The following is an 18146-nucleotide window of genomic DNA, read 5'->3' on the forward strand; positions in this document are numbered from 1 at the left end:
CCAGCACGGCAGCCCCGTCCCTACAGAACTGCCCGCCCCACCTCGTCAGCCAGACGAATGAGCTTTTCCGGCAGTTCCAGGTGCCCCGACCCGTCGCTGTTCTCCACGACGAACGGCCGCACCTCGAGCACGTCACGATTGCCCGCAAGCACCTCGCGAACACCAGCGTGCCCGTACAGTTCGACAAAAGTGCACAGCTGAGGGGGCATCAGCTGCAGCTCACCGGCGGCACTCTTGCGCACAGCGTCTTCAGGCGTGATCCACCCGTCGACAGTTGATTCAGCCGACACCCCAAGAACCTCCTGCCCAACAGGGCAAGCGGCCAAGAAGAACCACGTATGGAAGCGGCGCGGCTCAACCTCGGGTGTCACCCACACACTCCACGGGGTGAGCCAATCAGTGCGCAGAACCAAACCGTGCTTGCGCAGCAGATCAGCAAAGGACATTTCTCGGGCATCAACCGCCTCCCGGTCAGCCCGCCACTCATCAGTGTTCAGCGCGGTCAGCTCGCCGCCATCAGCAGCCGTGGCCAGCAGATAACCGGACTCTTCAAAAGTCTCCCGCGCCGCCGCAACCAGCAGGCCCCGCGCTTCATCCGCACTGACACCCAGCCGCTGCGCCCATTCCTCAGGCGAGGGCCCATGCCACGCATCAATTTCTGCACTGTCAGCAGCGTCGACCTTCCCACCAGGGAAAACGGGCCGGCCGCCGAACACCATCGACGATTGGCGCTTCTGCAGGTACGCCTCCGGTCCGCGCTCGCCATCACGCAACAAGATCACGGTGGCCGACGGTCGGGGAGTGTCCGGCTCAACGCCGCTCATACGCTCTTTGATCTTCGCCAGCGACTCTGCTGAGAAGTGAATTCTGGGATCCATGCCCTCACTGTATGGCCCCACCACCAGGTGCGCCACCAGCGGGCCCGCACCCGCCCGCGAAAGAAGACCGAGCCATCTGGCACCTCGTGGTTTTCTGCACCACATCACGAGGTGCCTGCCCGGTCCGCCTATAAACTCCAGGTGAGGGTCCCTCACCAGGGCCCGCAGCAGGTTCGACGCGCGGGCACAGCGCAGACACCGGATACAGCGCAGGCACAAGGAGCAGATTCATGGGGCAGCGGGCAGAAGCAGCGGCACTGCGAGTGGCTCGTCTGTCCCCACGCCTGTCTGACTACGCTGAGCTGCGCTCCAGCTGGCTGCGCGACATCATGGCCGGCATCACCGTTGGCATTGTTGCGATCCCCTTGGCGCTCGCCTTCGCAATTGCCAGTGGAGCACCCGCCGAAATGGGGCTCATCACCGGGGTCGTGGCAGGTTTTGTCGCCGCCATCTTCGGCGGTTCCCACGTGCAGGTGTCCGGCCCGACCGGCGCCATGGTCGTCATCCTCCTGCCGATCGCCACCGAATTCGGCTATCAAGCACTGCCGATTGTGGCCATCATGGGCGGAATCCTGGTGATCGCCGCCGCCGTACTCAAACTGGGGCGCGTGGTCGCCTTCATCCCGTGGCCCGTCATCGAGGGCTTCACGCTGGGCATCGCGATCATCATCTTCATGCAGCAAGTGCCCGCGGCCCTGGGGTCAGAGCCGGGAGAGTCGACGAATGCCATCATCGCGGCCGTCCAATCCTTCGCCCACATCAACACCACCCAGATGCTGTGGTCGCTGGCCATGGTCGCCGTCGTGGCCATCATCATGGTCGGGTCAACCCGCCTGCACGAACGTCTGCCCGGTTCGATCCTCGCGATCATCGCGGTAGCGGTCATTGCTCAGGTTGTCGAGGCGCCTCTCGCCGTGATCGGGGAACTGCCCACATCACTTCCCGCACCGAGTGCGCCGGACGCTGATCTTGCGCTGCTGCAAGCACTCATCGGCCCCGCATTCGCGGTTGCAGCACTCACCGCCATCGAATCCCTGCTGTCAGCCCGCGTGGCCTCCGGCATGACATCGGCCGGAGCCTATGACGGTGACCGTGAACTGCTCGGCCAGGGCTTGGCCGGGGTCGCTTCCGGCTTCTTCGGCGGCATGCCCGCCACCGGTGCCATCGCCCGCACCGCCGTGAACGTCCGCGCGGGAGCACGCACCCGCCTGGCCGCCATCGTCCACGCGCTTTTCCTTGCCGGAGTCGTCTACCTGGCCTCCGGGTTGGTCAGCCAGATCCCGATGGTCGCGCTCGCCGGTGTTCTGCTGGTGACAGCCGTCAACATGGTCGACTACCACAACGCCGGCAAGATCATCCGAAGCAGCCGGCAGGACGCGTTCATCTTCGCCCTGACAGCACTCATCACGGTGTCCTTCGACCTGATCTTCGCAGTGCTCATCGGCATTGCGGTCACCGCAGTGTTCGCACTGCGCGCCCTGTCGAAAACCGCTGCCGTGGAACACGAAGAGATTCCCGAACCCCACCAGCCGGAAGACAAGCACATTGCGATCGTCCGCTTCGACGGTGCGCTGTACTTCGGCATCGGCGACCGCATCCTCACCGCTGTCGAAGCAATTGAGGGCATCAACGACGTTGACGTCGTCATCCTCAAACTGTCCCAGCTGCGGTTCATGGACTCTTCCGGAGCGCGCGTGCTCGCCGAACTCATCAAAGTCTTCGGCAGGCGCAAGATCACCGTGATCGTCAAGGGTCTGCAAGAACGGCACAAACACCTGGCGACCTCGACTGGCGTCCTGTCATCACTGCGCGAAGACGACTACATCATCGCGTCACTGCCGGACGCTGTAGCTCAGGCTCGCGAAATCGTCGCCGCAAAACGCGGCTGACTCGCCGCTTGTAGGTTAAGCTGAGCGAATCTGACTTCGGCAGCACAGGAGCGCCGAGGCCGCTGAGAAACGCCGCTGAGAAGCGCAGCTTGAGTGCAGAGAAGCACCGAACCAGAGCTGCGCTCCCCGGTGTGGAAAGGGAAATCAATGCGTGATTCGAGTAGAAAGCCCGGTGGCTCACTGTGGCTTGTTTCCGGGGCTCTGTTTGTCATTGCGGCAAGCATCAACGGCTTCAGTGATGGGCTCCTCGACGTTGTTTCCTACCGATTCGCCCTTATCGGAACTGCCGTGTTCGCAGCGGCAGGTCTCGCAATGGTCCTCGCCGCACCGGGGCAGCAGCACGGCCAATCCTCGCGACGCAAGGGCGCGCTCATCGGCTTAGGATTGTCCGCGGTTATCGGCAGTGTCCTTGTGCTGCTTGACACCAGCGCAGAGAAGGCGCTGTTCGGCGAATTTCCCGGCTTCCTCATGCTGGTGGCCCTGCCGGCACTCATCATTGCAGCAGCAATCTGCCTGGCCGCAGCCTTTCCCGCAGCCTTGTCTGCCGAAGCTTCGGCCTGGCTTCTGTGCGCGATTCTCTATGCTGCAGTGCTTGCCGTGACTGTGTTCGGGGTCTTCCTCGAAGGCATCCTCAACAACAATGTGGCCTTCCCTGCCTCCCAGATCCTGGCGCTGCTGCTTATGACCGCGGCGCTCACGTGCGCCCTGCGCGCCCGTGAACTGAGCGGCTGCGCGCAGCCGTGGAAGCTGTTCACCCTGTTTGCAGTGCTGTCACTGCCGACGCTCATGTCGATCTTCTCTCTGCCCATCACAGCCTATGGCGGCCCTGGGCAGTTCTACGACTTCACTTACCTCGACGTGATCCTTTGGTCCATCGGCGCGCTTGCATTGTTCGCATTGATTGCCGTGTCCGTCGGCGCGTGGCGCTCGAGGAAGGCGTAGACCTCGGTGCGGTCAACACCGGGGAACGCTCCCGGTGGGACCGCGGCAAGGAGCGAGGCGTGGGTTCGGGCTGCCGGCCACGAGGCGTCTTCCCACTTGGCACTGAGCTGTTCAGGGGGCTGCGAACAGCAGCTGGGGTCCGGGCACTTCGATACCGACCGGTGGGGCGTTTCCTGCCCCATGAACCACTTGACGTGGGCAAACGGCACGCCGACGCTGATCGAGTACTCACCTCCGGGCAGCACTCGAGCGGTGCACCAGAAGGTTCCCTCCGGGGTGTCCGTGTACTGAAAATACGGGCTGAAACGGTCTTCCACCCGGTACACGGCACGCGACGTGAACCGCTTGCACGCAAACTGCCCTTCGACAGACCCCAGGGGGTCCTGGGGGAAGGGTAGCCCATCATTTGAGTACGCCTTGTGGATGGTTCCCGTCTTGGCGACCTTCATGAAGTGCACCGGAAGATCCAGGTGGCGCGTAGCTAGGTTTGTGAACCTGTGTGCGGCCGTTTCGTAGGACACCGAAAAACGGTCACGCAGCTCCTCAATAGAAATACGCCGGTTTTTCTTGTCGTTCTGCAGCTGTTCAACGGCTGATTTTTCTGGCACGAGCAGCGCTGCGGCCAGATAATTCACTTCGACGCGCTGGCGGAGGAAATCCTGGAAGTTTTTCGGCGGCGTGTGGCCAAGCACGTGCGACGCCAAAGCGGTGAGCACATGGGAGCGCGGATCGCCCAGTGCCTGTGAATCGTTCGACAGGTACAGCCGCTTATTGCGCGTGTCCGACACTGACCGCGTGGACTCCGGGAGGTCCGGCACGTAGTGCAGGGAAAAGCCCAAGTGGTTGGCGATTGCGGCGGTCTGTGCCTGTGACAGGGGGCCGTCGCCCGACCCAATGGCGCCAAGCAGCTGTGCTGCGGCGGCTTCGATGTCCGGGAAATAGTTGTCTTGGGCGCGCATTTCTTCGCGCAGCACTCGGTTGGCTCGGCGAGCCTCCTCTGGTGTTGCGGCCCGCTGTTCCAAGACTGTCGCCAGGGCTCGCTGCAATGAGGCAATCGCCTGGAGTTCGTCATTGCCCAGTGATTTGGCCCGAACAGTCGGCAGGCCCAGGACGGAGTACAGCGAAGAATTCTGGCGGCGCTCAACTTCGAGTTCCAGCGCCGCGCGAGGATCAGCCGGGGTGGGGTTGAGGAGGTCGTCAACCGAAACATCCAGTGCGCTGGCCAAAGTGCCGAGCATGTCGAGGCTGGGTGCGCGTTTGCCGGTTTCAAAAGCAGAGATCTGCGATGCCGCGCGCCCCACGAGCGCACCCAGTTCCGCCATCGTCATCCCGGCCTGCCCGCGGTAGTGCCGCAGGTTGAGGCCAATGGACAGGGCGTCAGCTTCCGCAGGGTCAGACTGGCTGGCCCCGGAGGGCAGAAAGCTGTTTTCAGGTGAGCTCGTCATAGGGCCAGTATCGCACCAAATGCAAAATAAGACAGTAATTTCTATACAGCAGAAAAATAGCTGAAATTCTCCTCAGAAAGTCTTCCGGAGACCTGGATCACAGAGAAAGATTGAATCCAACACCGGAACCGGCAGCACCGCCCAAGGCACAGCCACAACGGCACAGCCCCAGAGGCACCAGCTTCCCCGGTGCAACGGCTCACAACGGCTCACAAAGGAGAAACCATGACTGACCTGCACAACGCTTCGGCAATCCAGAAGGACTGGGACGAAAACCCCCGCTGGAAGGGCATCGAACGCGACTACACGGCTGAAGACGTCGTCAAGCTGCGCGGCTCGCTCATCGAAGAGCACACCATCGCCCGCCACGGTGCCGAACGCCTGTGGGAACTGGTCAACACGGAAGACTTCGTCAACGCACTCGGCGCGCTTACCGGTAACCAGGCCGTCCAGCAGGTCAAGGCCGGTCTGAAGGCCATCTACCTGTCCGGTTGGCAGGTTGCCGCTGACGCGAACCTCGCAGGCCAGACCTACCCCGACCAGTCGGTGTACCCGGCCAACTCGGTTCCCGCCGTTGTGCGCCGCATCAACAACGCCCTCATGCGCGCCGACCAGATCGAAACGGCCGACGGAAAGAAGACCGTCGAAGACTGGTTCGCTCCGATCGTCGCTGACGCTGAAGCAGGCTTCGGCGGCACGCTGAACGTGTACGAACTCATGCGCGGCATGATCAACGCCGGTGCTGCAGGTGTCCACTGGGAAGACCAGCTGGGCTCGGAAAAGAAGTGCGGCCACCTGGGCGGCAAGGTGCTCATCCCGACCGCACAGCACATCCGCACCCTCAACACGGCCCGTCTTGCAGCCGACGTCGAGAACGTGCCCTCGCTCATCATCGCCCGCACCGATGCGGAAGCAGCGACCCTCATCACCTCGGACGTTGACGAGCGCGACCAGCCCTACATCACGGGTGAGCGCACCGCGGAAGGCTTCTACCGTGTGAAGAACGGCATCGAGCCCTGCATTGCTCGCGCCAAGGCATTCGCTCCGTACTCCGACATGATCTGGATGGAGACCTCGACGCCTGACCTCGAAGTCGCCAAGCAGTTCGCCGAAGCGGTCAAGGCCGAATACCCGGACCAGATGCTGTCCTACAACTGCTCGCCTTCGTTCAACTGGAAGAAGCACCTGGACGACTCCACGATCGCCAAGTTCCAGCGCGAACTCGGTGCGATGGGCTACAAGTTCCAGTTCATCACCCTGGCCGGCTTCCACGCGCTCAACTACTCGATGTTCGACCTGGCGCACGGCTACGCCCGCGAACAGATGAAGGCCTACGTCGAACTGCAGGAACGCGAATTCGGCTCCGAAGACCGCGGCTACACCGCAACCCGCCACCAGCGCGAGGTCGGTGTGGACTACTTCGACCAGGTTGCCAACATCATCAACCCGCAGTCCTCGACCACCGCAATGAAGGGCTCCACCGAGTCCGCTCAGTTCTGACCCACGTCAGAAGAACCCCTAGAACGTCGGCTCTGGCAGCCACGGAGGCAGCCAAGCCACTCCACGGCGGCAGCCAAGTCACACCACGGAGGCAGCCAAGCCACAGCCCCTGCCAGGGCCGACGTTAACCCAGAAAAGGATCACACCGTGTCTCGCATGATTGTCCGCGGAACCCAGACTTCCGAGTTCGGCCGAGTGCTCTCCACTCCGGCTCTCGAGTTCGCTGCGGCTCTGCACAGTGAGTTCGAGACCGAACTGCGCACAGTGCTTCACGGTCGGCAGGTCTCCCGGTCGCGTTCAGACGTGGGTCGCCTGCCCGCCTCGGGGCAGCCGGTCTCGGTCCAGTCCGCCTCGGGAGAGTCCGACGAAGATCCGCGCACGATGCCGGGCTTCCGCGTTGTCGGTGCCGGTCAGGATGTCTGTTCCTCCCCAGACACCCCAGCTGGCACTGCCGACGCGGACGTCCCGCACACCGCCGGGATCTCGGGCGACACCTCGCGTGGCACTGACAGCCGCAGCATCGGCTTTGTCGAGGTGGTTGCTCCTGCTCTGGGTCAGCAGATTTCCGACGCGCTGCGTTCGGGAGCACAGCTGTGGGTGGCTGACTTCCACACCGGTTTGAGCCACCGGTGGAAGAACGTCGTCACCGCTCAGCAGAACCTGAGGGCCGTTGTGCGGGGAGAGGCTTTCGCCGTCGATCCGCACAACGGTCACCGGGTAAGCATCCGCACCCGGCAGATGCCGAAGGTGAGCATCCGCCCGCGTGACCTCCACGCCCGCGAAGCTCACCTGGTGTGGGAGTCCGACTCCGGTCGGCGCGTCCGCTCAGTTGCCGGTCTGGTTGACTTCGGCTTGTTCTTCTTCCACAACGCAGCCGGCCTGTACATGCGCGGTGAACACCTGCGGGTGCACCTGCCGGGCATCGAAACGGCAGCCGAAGCTGCCCTGTGGAACAGCGTCTTCGCCTACGCGGAAGACCGCATGGGCTTTGAGCGCGGCTTCATCCGCGCCACCGTCCAGGTGGACACCTTCGGCGGTGCCTCTTTCCTTGAGGACATCCTCTTCGCCCTGCGCGAGCACTGCGAAACCGTCACAACCGGTGTGCGCGCCTACATGTCCTCGCTCATTTCCGCAGCCCGCGACTTCGCAGACATTTCGTTCGACGACTGGACGACGCTTGACTACGACGAACCGTCCGTTACCGCTCTGCTGGACCGCGCGGCAGCTCTCAGCGCAGCACACGGTGCCCTGTTCAGCGCCGAATACGATTCCACGCGGCCTGAGATGACCCGCATCCGCGTGGGCGATCCGGCCCTCGTCGAAGAAGCCCGCGAACTCCTGAACACCACCCGCGCCCACGTGGCCGCCGGCGAAACCCAGCCGACCACAGACCCCGGCCGCACCGCCCTCATCGTGAGTGCCCGCATCCCGAACATCAGCATCGACGATGTTCACGCCAACATCCGCCGTGTGCTCGGCTACACCGACACCTACCTGTCGGGCCTGGGCGAGTACCGCGAAGACGGCCGAATCATCGGCACCGCCGCGGCGGAACTGTCCCACAGTCAGCTGTGGCAGTGGCTGCGCAACAGCGTTGAACTCACTGACGGACGAACCTTCGATACGACGGTCTTCACGCGCGCTGTCGCGGAAGAACTCGCGGTTGTGCCGCTGCACGCCGCCGACTACTTCCACGAAATCGCGGACATGCTGCGCGAAACCGTCGACCACCCAGATTTCACGGAGTCCTTCGTGCGGCTGGCCTATGACCGCTTCCTCGTGGAGCGGGCCGCACGCCGGGCCTCGTGATCCGGTTCTCGCACACGGAACCGAAACACACACAGAACCGCACGCACAGAAAAACTGACGAGGTGCCGCTCCAGGTGAGCGGCACCTCGTCAGTTTGTGCTGGGGTCAGCTGACAGTGGGCAGCACGGTCAGCTGTTCTTCAGCGCGCTCCAGCGTTCGGCGTGATCGGCGGCAAGCTGGCGGGCCTGACCGATGTAGGTCTGCGGGCGCAGCTCCTTCAGACGTTCGGCGTCGTCTTCCGGCAGACCCAGGCCCGCAGTGAATTCCTGCAGGTCAGCCTGGCCGATGCGGTGGCCGCGCGTGAGCTCCTTGAGTTTTTCGTAGGGGTTTTCCATGCCGGGAACACCGCGCAGGTAGGCCGCGCGCATGACCGACTGGACTGCTTCGCCGAGCACTTCCCAGTTGCTTTCGAGGTCGGCATCGAGGGCGTCGCGGTTGATGTCGAGCATCTTCAGGCCCTTGACCAGGTTGTTCATCGCCAGGATCGAGTGGCCGAACGCCACACCGATGTTGCGCTGCATGGTGGAGTCCGTCAGATCGCGCTGCAGGCGGCTGGTGACAAGCGTGTCGGCCAGGGTGTTCAGCAGAGCGCAGGACACTTCGAGGTTCGCTTCTGCGTTCTCAAAGCGGATGGGGTTGACCTTGTGCGGCATCGTTGACGAACCGGTCGCACCCTCAACGGGGATCTGCTTGAAGTAGTTCATCGAAATGTAGGTCCAGAAGTCCGTCGCCAGGTTGTGGGCGATCCGGTTGAACCTGTCGATGTCGGAGTACAGCTCCGCCTGGAAGTCATGCGATTCGATCTGCGTGGTCAGCGGGTTGAACGTAAGCCCCAGGCGGTCTTCCACGAAGCTGCGGGCGATCTCCGGCCAGTCGGCGCCGGGAACCGCGACCGAGTGGGCTGCGTAGGTGCCGGTCGCACCGTTGATCTTGCCCAGGTAGACAGTGTCCTTGATCCGCTTGAACTGGCGGGCCAGGCGGTGTGCGGTCACCGCGATTTCCTTGCCCATGGTGGTCGGCGTGGCCGGCTGACCGTGCGTGTGGGCGAGCATCGGAACGTCCGCGAGTTCCTGCGCCATGTCCGTCAGCTGATCAATGAGAGCTTCGGCCCGCGGCAGCCACTGGTTCTCCACCGCGCCCTTGAGCCCCAGGGCGTAGGACAGGTTGTTGATGTCTTCGGAGGTGCAGCAGAAGTGCACGAACTCGCGCAGGTCATCCCCGCCCAGCTCAGCCAGGCGGTCCTTGATGACGTACTCGACTGCCTTGACGTCATGCACCGTGACCTTCTCAATGTCCTTGAGCTTGGCAATCGTGTCAGCGTCAAAGTTCTCGACCAGACCGCGCAGGCCGGCCTTCTCTTCGTCCGTCACAGCGCGCACACCGTCGATCACACCGTTTTCCGACAGGTGGATCAGCCATTCCACTTCCACGTGGATGCGGTCGCGGTTGAGTGCGGCCTCAGACAGGTAGTCGACGAGGCCCGCCGCATCGGCACGATAGCGGCCATCAAGCGGGCTCAGGGCAATAGCGGGGTCAAGGTCAGCCAAAGTCACGCGAGTCATAGCCCCATCATCCCACGTCCGCTCCCGTGACGATTTCCACGACCTCGGTTCCATACGCCTCGAGCTTTTTGTCGCCGACCCCGCTGACCTTCCGCAGAGCAGCCAGCGACTGCGGCTGGGCAATCGCAATGTGCATGAGCGCCGCATCCGGGAACACCACGTATGCGGGGACACCTGAGTCTGCGGCGGTGGTCTTCCGCCAGGCGCGCAGCCGGTTGAAGATCTCCTCCTGGTCTTCTGTCAGGTGATACTTCCGCACACTCCCTGACGAGGCGGAGCTCGCCTTGGTCTGCCTCTTCGGCTTGGCCAGTTCGACCCTGACCTCACCGCGCAGCACCGGGTCGGCAGAAGCATCGACCATGAACACGCCGTACTCGCCGACCGGCACCGTCCAGCCGCGCGCCGTGGTCTGCCTGAACACCGAACGCCACTGCGCTTCGCTCAGATCAGCGCCGATGCCCCACACCGACAGGCTCTTGTGGTCAGATTCGTCCGAGCGTGGATTGTTCTTGCCGCGCAGCACATCGATGATCTGCCCCGTGCCGAACCGCTGACCTCGCTCGCGCTCCAAACGGATGATGGCCGACAGCAGCATCTGCACCGCCACCGTCGCATCCCACGCCTGCGGCGGATGAAGGCACGTATCGCAGTTGCCGCACGGGCCGGATTCCTCGCCGAAGTACTGCAGAATCTGCTGGCGGCGGCACGTGAGCGACTCACACAGGGCCAGCATCGAATCCAAATGCCGGCTCAAGTTCTGCCGGTGCTGCGGCGAACCCTCCGACTGACTGATCAGCCTGCGCTGAGCAACCACATCGCCCAAGCCGTACACCATCCACGCGGTCGCCGGCAGACCATCACGGCCAGCACGGCCCGTTTCCTGGTAATAGCCCTCAACGGACTTCGGCAGATCCACGTGGGCAACAAAGCGCACATCCGGTTTGTCAATGCCCATGCCGAACGCAATCGTGGCGACCATGACAACGCCGTCCTCGCGTAAGAACCGGGCCTGCCGGGCCGAACGCTCCTCCTGCGGCAAACCCGCGTGATACGCCATCGCATCAATGCCCTGCTCACACAGGTAATCCGCAAACTGCTCCGTCGACTTGCGCGACAAACAGTAGACAATGCCCGCCTCACCCGGATGCTCATCCTTGATCAGCTCCACCAGCTGCCGGCGCGGAGACGTCTTCTCCGCAATCCGGTACTGAATGTTCGGCCGATCAAAACTCGAAACAAAATGGCGCGCCTCACCCATGGCCAACCGCCGCGTCAGTTCATCATGGGCAGCCGGGGCGGCGGTTGCCGTCAGCGCGACACGCGGCACGGTGGGAAAACGCTCATGCAGAACCGACAAACCCAGGTAGTCAGTCCGAAAATCATGACCCCACTGGGACACACAGTGCGCCTCATCAATGGCAAACAGCGAAACCTCTGTCTGTTCGAGGAGGCGAAGCGTCCTTTCCTGGACGAGCCTTTCGGGAGCCAAGTACAGAAGATCCAAAGCACCCGAGCGGAACCGGGCCTGCACCTCGTGAGCTTCTTCCGGGCTCAGGCTCGAATTGAGGTAGGCGGCCTTGACCCCGAGCGCTTCGAGGGCCACAACCTGGTCCTCCATGAGCGCGATGAGGGGCGAAATGACCACGCCGGTTCCGGGACGCACGAGGGCCGGAATCTGGTAGCACAGCGACTTCCCGCCGCCAGTGGGCATGAGGACTACCGCGTCACCGCCTGTGCATAGGTGCTCGATGATCTCCTCCTGCTGCCCCCGAAACGACGAATAGCCGAAGACGGAATCGAGAACTTCGGCGGGGGTTCGCTGTTCGGCAGTCACGGGCACACCCTATCCGTGTTGCTGGGGAGTGTGCGGCTGAGTGTCGACCGGCTGTGGACAATTGCGCGCTTGTCCACAGGGCGCTGCGGGATCTGGTGGCTGTGTGCCGGCGGTGCGGAGGATCGGGCCATGGACGAACTGCACGCAATGATGAAGCAATGGGAAGCCGCCAGCGCCGAATGGGCAGGGTTGGCACGAGCTGTCGCCGCCGCCGACCCCGACTACTGGGAGGGCGCGGCCGCTGACGCCTTCCGCTGGCAGCTGCGGGAACGCGCACGAGCCTGCTCTGAGGCTGAACGCATGGCAGGTGAGGTCGTGCTCGCCTTCGCCGAGCACGTCAGGCAGGTGGCGCCATGACCTGGCTGGATCTTGATCCTCGCGCTTTTGCCGATTTGCCGCCGGACCTCGTCGCGCTCCTGCCAGCCGGGGTCGTGCCGACTCTGAAGGAACCGGATCTTGGGGAACCAACTGACGAGGTGCCGGTTCCGGGGGAGGGGAGTGGCACCTCGTGCGTTGGTGGGGAGTGCGCGGATGGCGGGGGCAGTCGTGAGGGCTCCCCTCGGGAGCCCGTCGACAGTGCCGAGCTTGCGTTCGCAGTGGCCTTCGCCTCGAGCCCCTTTGTCTTTTCCGCCTATGCGTGCGGGCCGCCGGGCATGCTTGTCATCAACGCTGTGTTCGATCCGGCAACCGCCGCGGTCATCGTGCGTCAGGACAGCGGTGAATTAGGCGCCGACGGTGTTCCGGCAGACCTGGGTGAGGCCGTACGCGGACGCCTGCTGCGCGGAACCTTCTGCGATCTGGGCGACCTTCCGCAGATATTCGGCGACATACTCGCCGCCGGCTACAGTGACGGCCGTTTCGCCGTGGGTGCGCTTACGCCTGAAGGCCAGCCGGGACATGTGTTTGAGCACGTCGAATTCACTGCCGCAGACCGTCCCGCTGCCACTGTCGCGGTTCTCGACGCAGCGCTCGCCGCGGCTTATGAATGGGTCGAATCATGAGGGTCATCGGAGGTGAGCGTGGATTCTCTGCCCGACTGGAAAACATTCGCAGTGCCGGAGGTGCGCTGGAAAGTCTGGGCGGAACCGTCGGAGACCTTGTACGGGCAACCCCACCGCCGCCGGGCGTGAGTTCACTGCTGGATTCGCCAGTGACGTGGGCGAAGGTTGAATACGCCTGTACTGCGTTCTTCATGCGCACACGCGGGCTCAGTGACAGCATTACGAAGCTCGGAACGCAGGCACTGCTGGCGGCAGCAGGCTATGAAACGGCGGATTCCGCGGCCCGAGCGGCGCAGCAGATCGGCAGTTGGGCCGCCGGCTGGGGACTGGGAGTCGCAGTGCGGGTGACAGCACCCCTATGGGCGGTGCCGGCGGTCATCGCAGCGCTGACAGCGGCCGGATGGATTGCGGTGGCCGACGGCCTCGTCACGCTTGCCACCGGCAACAGCCCCGAATTCGGCAAGAAGGCCATGGCAGCAGCCCGCGGGATCTTTGAACAGGCGCTGGCAAACAACACGGGCGCTTTCAGCAGAGTCCTCGATTCGGGACTTTCCGGTTTCGCCACCGGACTGTTCGGATTGCCCCCGCTGCCTCCGATCATCGACGCGATGCGCGCCGGACCGCTCACGCGCTCTCTGGCCAGGACGGGCGAAGCCAGCGGAGCCTTCCCGACAGAACCGCCGGAGGTCCGCTCCTACAAGGCGACGCCCGGTGGGTCGCCGGGCTCCCTGTCAGGTCTGTACGAACGTGAAGTCGCTGCGCACTCCGGACGCGACAACGGCAGGGTTCGGGTGGACGCCGTGCGTGGGCCGGACGGGAAGAAGCGCTACATCGTGTATGTGCCCGCAACAACTGACTGGAGTGTCAAAGGAGGGCGCAACACAACGGACACCGCTACGAACGTGCAGACCATGGCCCAGCGCGAATCCGCCATGCGCCACGTGGTGAGGACGGCAATAAAGGAAAGCGGCATCGGGCCGGATGACGAAGTCATGTTCGTCGGCTATTCGCAGGGCGGGATTGTTGCGGCATCGCTGGCGGCCGATCCCGAATTCCGCAAACAGGCGAACGTGAGGCAGGTGGTCACGGTCGGCAGCCCCATCGGGCGCTTCGACGTCGGCAACACCAAGGTGCTGTCCATCGAACAGGACCGGGACGTGATTCCGGCACTCGACGGCACGGACAACCCAGACAAGCGCAACTGGACCACCATCATCGCCGACTCACCACCCGTCGACAGCCCTCTGGGTGCGCACTCATCTGATGCGTACACTGAGGTCATCCGCGATCTCGAGAAGAGCAGACAGCCCGATGTTGTGCAGTTCTCGAAAGACAACCGCGATTTTCTTGGCGGCACGGTCGAAGAGTCACGCGAATTCGAAGGGGTCCGGAAGGAAAAATAAGCGCTCATCTTGGCATGGGTCGTCACTTCCGTTAGATTGTGTTCACAATGTGAAACGAGTCACCGACGCCTAGGCGAACAGCCGAGCGCTCGGTTGGTTTGGCAAAGAGGCCACAAGCCATTCGGCCACGACTAGAGGAGAAGCTATGACTTCGAATCTCGCAGGCAACACCAATACTGCACAAGATTCAGATCGTCCGATGATTCAGATGCTTTCGCCCGAAGGCAAGCGAGTTCGCTCCGGAGAGTACGATTCCTACGCCGCAGACCTCACAGGCGAGGACATGCGGGAGTTCTACCGGGACATGGTGCTCATCCGTCGAGTAGACGCGGAGGGCAACGCCCTGCAGCGTCAGGGACAGCTGGGCCTGTGGGCGCCGCTCAAGGGCCAGGAAGCCGCACAGATCGGACTGGGCCGCGCACTGCGCAAACAGGACTTCGTCTTCCCCACCTACCGCGAACACGGTCTGGCATGGTGCCGCGGGGTTGAACCCGAAACGCTGCTCGGCATGTTCCGCGGCCAGCACCACGGCGGCTGGGACCCGCAGGAAAACCGCTTCCACACCTACACGATCGTCATCGGCTCGCAGGTTCTGCACGCCACCGGCTACGCCATGGGCGTGAAGTTCGACGGCGACGTCGCCACCGGCGACCTCGACCGCGACACCATCTCGGTCGCCTGCATGGGCGACGGCGCAACCAGCCAGGGCGACGTTTCGGAAGGCCTCAACTTCGCAGCTGTCTTCCACGCACCCGTCCTGTTCTTCATCCAGAACAACCAGTTCGCCATTTCGGAACCGAACTCCGCACAGATGGCAGCACCGCTGTTCAAGCGCGGAACCGGCTTCGGCGTGCCCGGTGTGCGCGTCGACGGCAACGACGTTCTGGCCATGTACTCCGTGGCGAAGGCCAGCGCCGACTCGATTCGCGCAGGCCTGGGCCCCATGCTGATCGAAGCGTTCACCTACCGCATGGGCGCACACACCACTGCTGACGACCCCACCAAGTACCGTTCAGACGCACTGACGGAATCGTGGCTCGAAAAGGACCCGATCGACCGGGTTCGACGCTTCCTGCACCACGAGGACTACGCCGACCAGAAGTTCTTCGATGAGATCGACGAAGAAGCGGATGCTCTCGCAGCCCGCATCCGCGCGGCCTGCATGGCCATGGAACCTCCGGCACCGTCAGAAATGTTCGACTCCGTGTTCGTCGAAAAGCATCCTCTCATCGAAGCCGAACAGCGCGAGTACCTCGAATACCTCGACTCGTTCGCAGAGGAAGGTGCACTGTGACCGCAGCTTCCACCCTCGACTCGATCCAGAAGATGCCCCTGTCCAAGGGCATCACCGCGGGCCTTCGCAAGGCCATGGAAGAAGACTCCAAGGTCGTTCTCATCGGTGAGGACATCGGCAAGCTCGGCGGTGTCTTCCGTGTGACAGAAGGCATCCAGAAGGACTTCGGCGAACAGCGCGTCATCGACGCCCCACTGGCCGAATCCGGCATTGTCGGCACCGCAATCGGCATGGCCATCCGCGGCTACCGTCCGGTTGTCGAAATCCAGTTCGACGCGTTCGTCTTCCCGGCCTACGACCAGATCGTGACCCAGCTGGCGAAGCTCCACGCGCGCACCCGCGGAAAGCTCAATGTGCCGGTCGTCATACGCATCCCCTACGGCGGCGGCATCGGCTCGCCCGAGCACCACTCGGAAAGCCCCGAAACGGTCTTCGCCCACCACGCCGGGCTCAAGATTATGACGCCGTCGAATGCGAACGATGCCTACTGGATGATCCAGGAAGCCATCAAGAGCCCCGATCCGGTTATCTTCTTCGAGCCCAAGCGCCAGTACTGGCTGCGCGGCGACGTCGACCTTGAGAACCCCGCAACCACCGCCTACAGCGCGCAGATCGCCCGCCCCGGCAAGGACTGCACGCTCGTGGCCTACGGTCCGCTCGTTCCGCAGGCGCTCGACGCCGCGGCCGCTGCGGCCGAAGAAGGCGTTGACCTCGAAGTCATCGACCTGCGCGGTCTCAACCCCATCGACTTCCCGGTCATCGAAGAGTCCGTGAAGAAGACGGGCCGTCTGGTAGTCGCCCACGAAGCCCCCGTCTTCCTGGGCCTGGGGTCGGAAATCGCCGCACGGATCAGCGAACGCTGCTTCTACCACCTCGAAGCTCCCGTGCTGCGAGTCGGCGCACCGCACGCCCCGTACCCCGGTTCGAAGCTCGAACAGCACTACCTGCCCGACCTTGACCGCATTCTCGATGCCGTCGACCGCGCTATGGACTTCTAAGGAACCCAATGACAGACACATTTCTCCTGCCCGACCCGGGCGAGGGGCTGACCGAAGCTGACATCATTTCGTGGAAGGTCGCCGCAGGCGACACCGTCACGGTCAACCAGATCCTCGTCGAAATCGAAACCGCTAAATCGCTCGTCGAACTGCCCAGCCCGCACGCCGGTGTGATCGCCAAGCTGCTGGTAGAGGAAGGCCAGACCGTCGAAGTCGGCACCCCGATCCTCCAGTTCGAAGGCGATGGCTCCGCATCCGGTGACACTCCTGCAGCGGACGCAGCCGATGACAGCGCGGACGATGAAGGCTCCGGCCCCAACCTCGTGGGCTACGGAACCACCGCGCAGTCCAAGCGCCGCCGCCCCCGTAAGGGACAGCAGGCCCAGCCGGAAGCTCCGGCGGCAGCGGCTCCCGCAGCTGAAGCCAAGCCCGCAGCCCAGCCCGAACCGGCCGCCCCGGCTCGTGCCGGACACGCCCTGGCCAAGCCGCCCGTGCGCAAGCTCGCTAAGGACAACGGCATCAACCTCGCCGATGTCCCCGCAACCGGCGAAGGCGGCATCGTCACTCGCGCCGACCTTGTGAAGTACATGGAAAGCGGACAGGCGAACACCGCGGACGCCCCGGCGACCGGCACCTCGGCAGCTGCTGCCGCACCGGGAACCGAAGAGCGCATCCCGTTCAAGGGCGTCACCAAGTTCATGGCGCAGGCCATGGTCGATTCGGCGTTCACCGCGCCACACGTCACCGAGTTCCTCGACGTGGACATGACCGAAACCATGGAGCTCGTGCGTCGCTTCAAGGCCTCCGGCGTTCTCGGCGATGTGAAGCTGTCGCCGCTGGCCGTTGTCGCAAAGGCTGTGACCTGGGCTGTTGCCCGCAACCCGCGGATCAACAGTTCGCTGGAGGGCGACGAAATCGTCGTCAAGCACTACGTCAATCTGGGCATTGCGGCAGCAACGCCGCGCGGCCTGGTCGTACCGAACATCAAGGACGCCCACGCGATGGGACTGGGTCAGCTTGCCGGAGAGATCCGCGAACTGGCACTCACCGCGCGCGAAGGCCGGACCACCCCGGCAGCGCAGACCGGCGGAACCATCACCATCACCAACGTCGGAGTGTTCGGCGTGGATGCCGGAACGCCCATCATCAACCCCGGCGAAGCCGCCATCCTCGCCTTCGGCCAGGTGCGCCAGCGCCCGTGGGTTGTCGACGGAGAAATCGTGCCGCGCGAAATCACCACGCTGGCAGTGTCTGCAGACCACAGGCTGGTCGACGGCGAGATCATCTCGAAGTTCCTCGCCGACGTGGGCCGCGCACTCGAAGACCCGGCGGTCATGCTGGCCTAAGGTGCGGTGCCGATGCGCCTCGGCTGTACCAGAGCTGCAGTCCGATTCGTGGTGCCTCATTGTCAAGTCCCCGCGTAGTGGGGGTCCGTGCCTCATGTGTTTTTCCCCGCGTAGTGGGTGTGGGGTTTAGCTGACGCGGCGTATGCTTGTGGTTGGTGGGGTGTGTGGGTGGGGTTGTTCTTCGATTTTGCGGGTTTTGGTTGCGGCGAGTCGGTTCAGTTCGTTTTGGATGCGGGTTATTTCGC

Annotated in this window: 14 protein-coding genes; 10 read left to right on the top strand and 4 right to left on the bottom strand. The window is 63.5% G+C overall.

The features are described 5' to 3' along the window. Window positions 1-20: 20 nt before the first annotated feature. Window positions 21-878 carry an NUDIX hydrolase gene (locus Bravens_RS09855; protein ID WP_062022960.1) on the bottom strand — a complete coding sequence of 286 codons (858 nt, stop codon included), beginning with the start codon at window positions 876-878 and terminating at the stop codon, window positions 21-23. Between the two features lie 230 nt (window positions 879-1108). Here Bravens_RS09855 and Bravens_RS09860 point away from each other — a divergent pair, with 230 nt between their 5' ends. Further along, window positions 1109-2767 (top strand): SulP family inorganic anion transporter, encoded by a 1659-nt coding sequence (locus Bravens_RS09860; protein WP_062022963.1) that lies wholly within the window; start codon window positions 1109-1111, stop codon window positions 2765-2767. 147 nt (window positions 2768-2914) lie between these two features. Next, on the top strand, window positions 2915-3709 hold the full coding sequence (locus tag Bravens_RS09865; RefSeq protein WP_061944690.1) for a hypothetical protein: 795 nt from the start codon (window positions 2915-2917) through the stop codon (window positions 3707-3709). On the opposite strand, the gene Bravens_RS09870 is transcribed toward Bravens_RS09865, so the two are convergent. Continuing rightward, a complete protein-coding gene (locus tag Bravens_RS09870) occupies window positions 3616-5154 on the bottom strand; it encodes a helix-turn-helix transcriptional regulator (RefSeq protein ID WP_062022966.1) in 1539 nt (512 codons plus the stop codon). The genes Bravens_RS09865 and Bravens_RS09870 overlap by 94 nt on opposite strands. A 225-nt stretch (window positions 5155-5379) precedes the next feature. On the opposite strand from Bravens_RS09870, the gene aceA reads away from it, so the two are divergent. Continuing rightward, window positions 5380-6654, top strand: coding sequence for an isocitrate lyase (gene aceA / locus Bravens_RS09875; protein WP_062022969.1), 1275 nt, complete (start codon window positions 5380-5382; stop codon window positions 6652-6654). A gap of 156 nt (window positions 6655-6810) precedes the next feature. Beyond that, window positions 6811-8463 carry an aldolase/citrate lyase/malate synthase family protein gene (locus Bravens_RS09880; RefSeq protein ID WP_062022973.1) on the top strand — a complete coding sequence of 551 codons (1653 nt, stop codon included), beginning with the start codon at window positions 6811-6813 and terminating at the stop codon, window positions 8461-8463. 128 nt (window positions 8464-8591) lie between these two features. Here Bravens_RS09880 and purB read toward each other — a convergent pair whose 3' ends face one another. Continuing rightward, entirely contained in the window at window positions 8592-10025 is a 1434-nt protein-coding gene (gene purB, locus Bravens_RS09885; RefSeq protein WP_062022976.1) for an adenylosuccinate lyase, read from the bottom strand. A gap of 7 nt (window positions 10026-10032) precedes the next feature. Next, the gene (gene recQ, locus Bravens_RS09890) at window positions 10033-11865 is read right to left on the bottom strand and encodes a DNA helicase RecQ (protein ID WP_062022978.1); all 1833 of its coding nucleotides are present in this window, start codon (window positions 11863-11865) and stop codon (window positions 10033-10035) included. 123 nt (window positions 11866-11988) lie between these two features. On the opposite strand from recQ, the gene Bravens_RS09895 reads away from it, so the two are divergent. The 6 genes from Bravens_RS09895 (at window position 11989) to Bravens_RS09920 (ending at window position 17901) form a co-directional block, all read left to right on the top strand. Further along, window positions 11989-12216 (top strand): hypothetical protein, encoded by a 228-nt coding sequence (locus Bravens_RS09895; protein ID WP_062022980.1) that lies wholly within the window; start codon window positions 11989-11991, stop codon window positions 12214-12216. Further along, on the top strand, window positions 12213-12860 hold the full coding sequence (locus Bravens_RS10580) for a hypothetical protein (protein ID WP_157452748.1): 648 nt from the start codon (window positions 12213-12215) through the stop codon (window positions 12858-12860). Before Bravens_RS09895 ends, Bravens_RS10580 begins: the two co-directional genes overlap by 4 nt. Further along, a complete protein-coding gene (locus tag Bravens_RS09905) occupies window positions 12857-14263 on the top strand; it encodes a PGAP1-like alpha/beta domain-containing protein (protein WP_062022984.1) in 1407 nt (468 codons plus the stop codon). Before Bravens_RS10580 ends, Bravens_RS09905 begins: the two co-directional genes overlap by 4 nt. 145 nt (window positions 14264-14408) lie before the next feature. Continuing rightward, entirely contained in the window at window positions 14409-15557 is a 1149-nt protein-coding gene (gene pdhA / locus Bravens_RS09910) for a pyruvate dehydrogenase (acetyl-transferring) E1 component subunit alpha (RefSeq protein ID WP_061944717.1), read from the top strand. A 32-nt stretch (window positions 15558-15589) separates the two neighbouring features. Further along, on the top strand, window positions 15590-16555 hold the full coding sequence (locus Bravens_RS09915; protein ID WP_061944974.1) for an alpha-ketoacid dehydrogenase subunit beta: 966 nt from the start codon (window positions 15590-15592) through the stop codon (window positions 16553-16555). An 8-nt stretch (window positions 16556-16563) separates the two neighbouring features. Then, window positions 16564-17901: a dihydrolipoamide acetyltransferase family protein gene (locus tag Bravens_RS09920; RefSeq protein ID WP_062022986.1), complete on the top strand. Its 1338-nt coding sequence runs from the start codon at window positions 16564-16566 to the stop codon at window positions 17899-17901. The last annotated feature ends 245 nt before the right edge of the window (window positions 17902-18146 follow it).

It is taken from the genome of Brevibacterium ravenspurgense, assembly GCF_001584615.1.
GTDB lineage: Bacteria > Actinomycetota > Actinomycetes > Actinomycetales > Brevibacteriaceae > Brevibacterium > Brevibacterium ravenspurgense.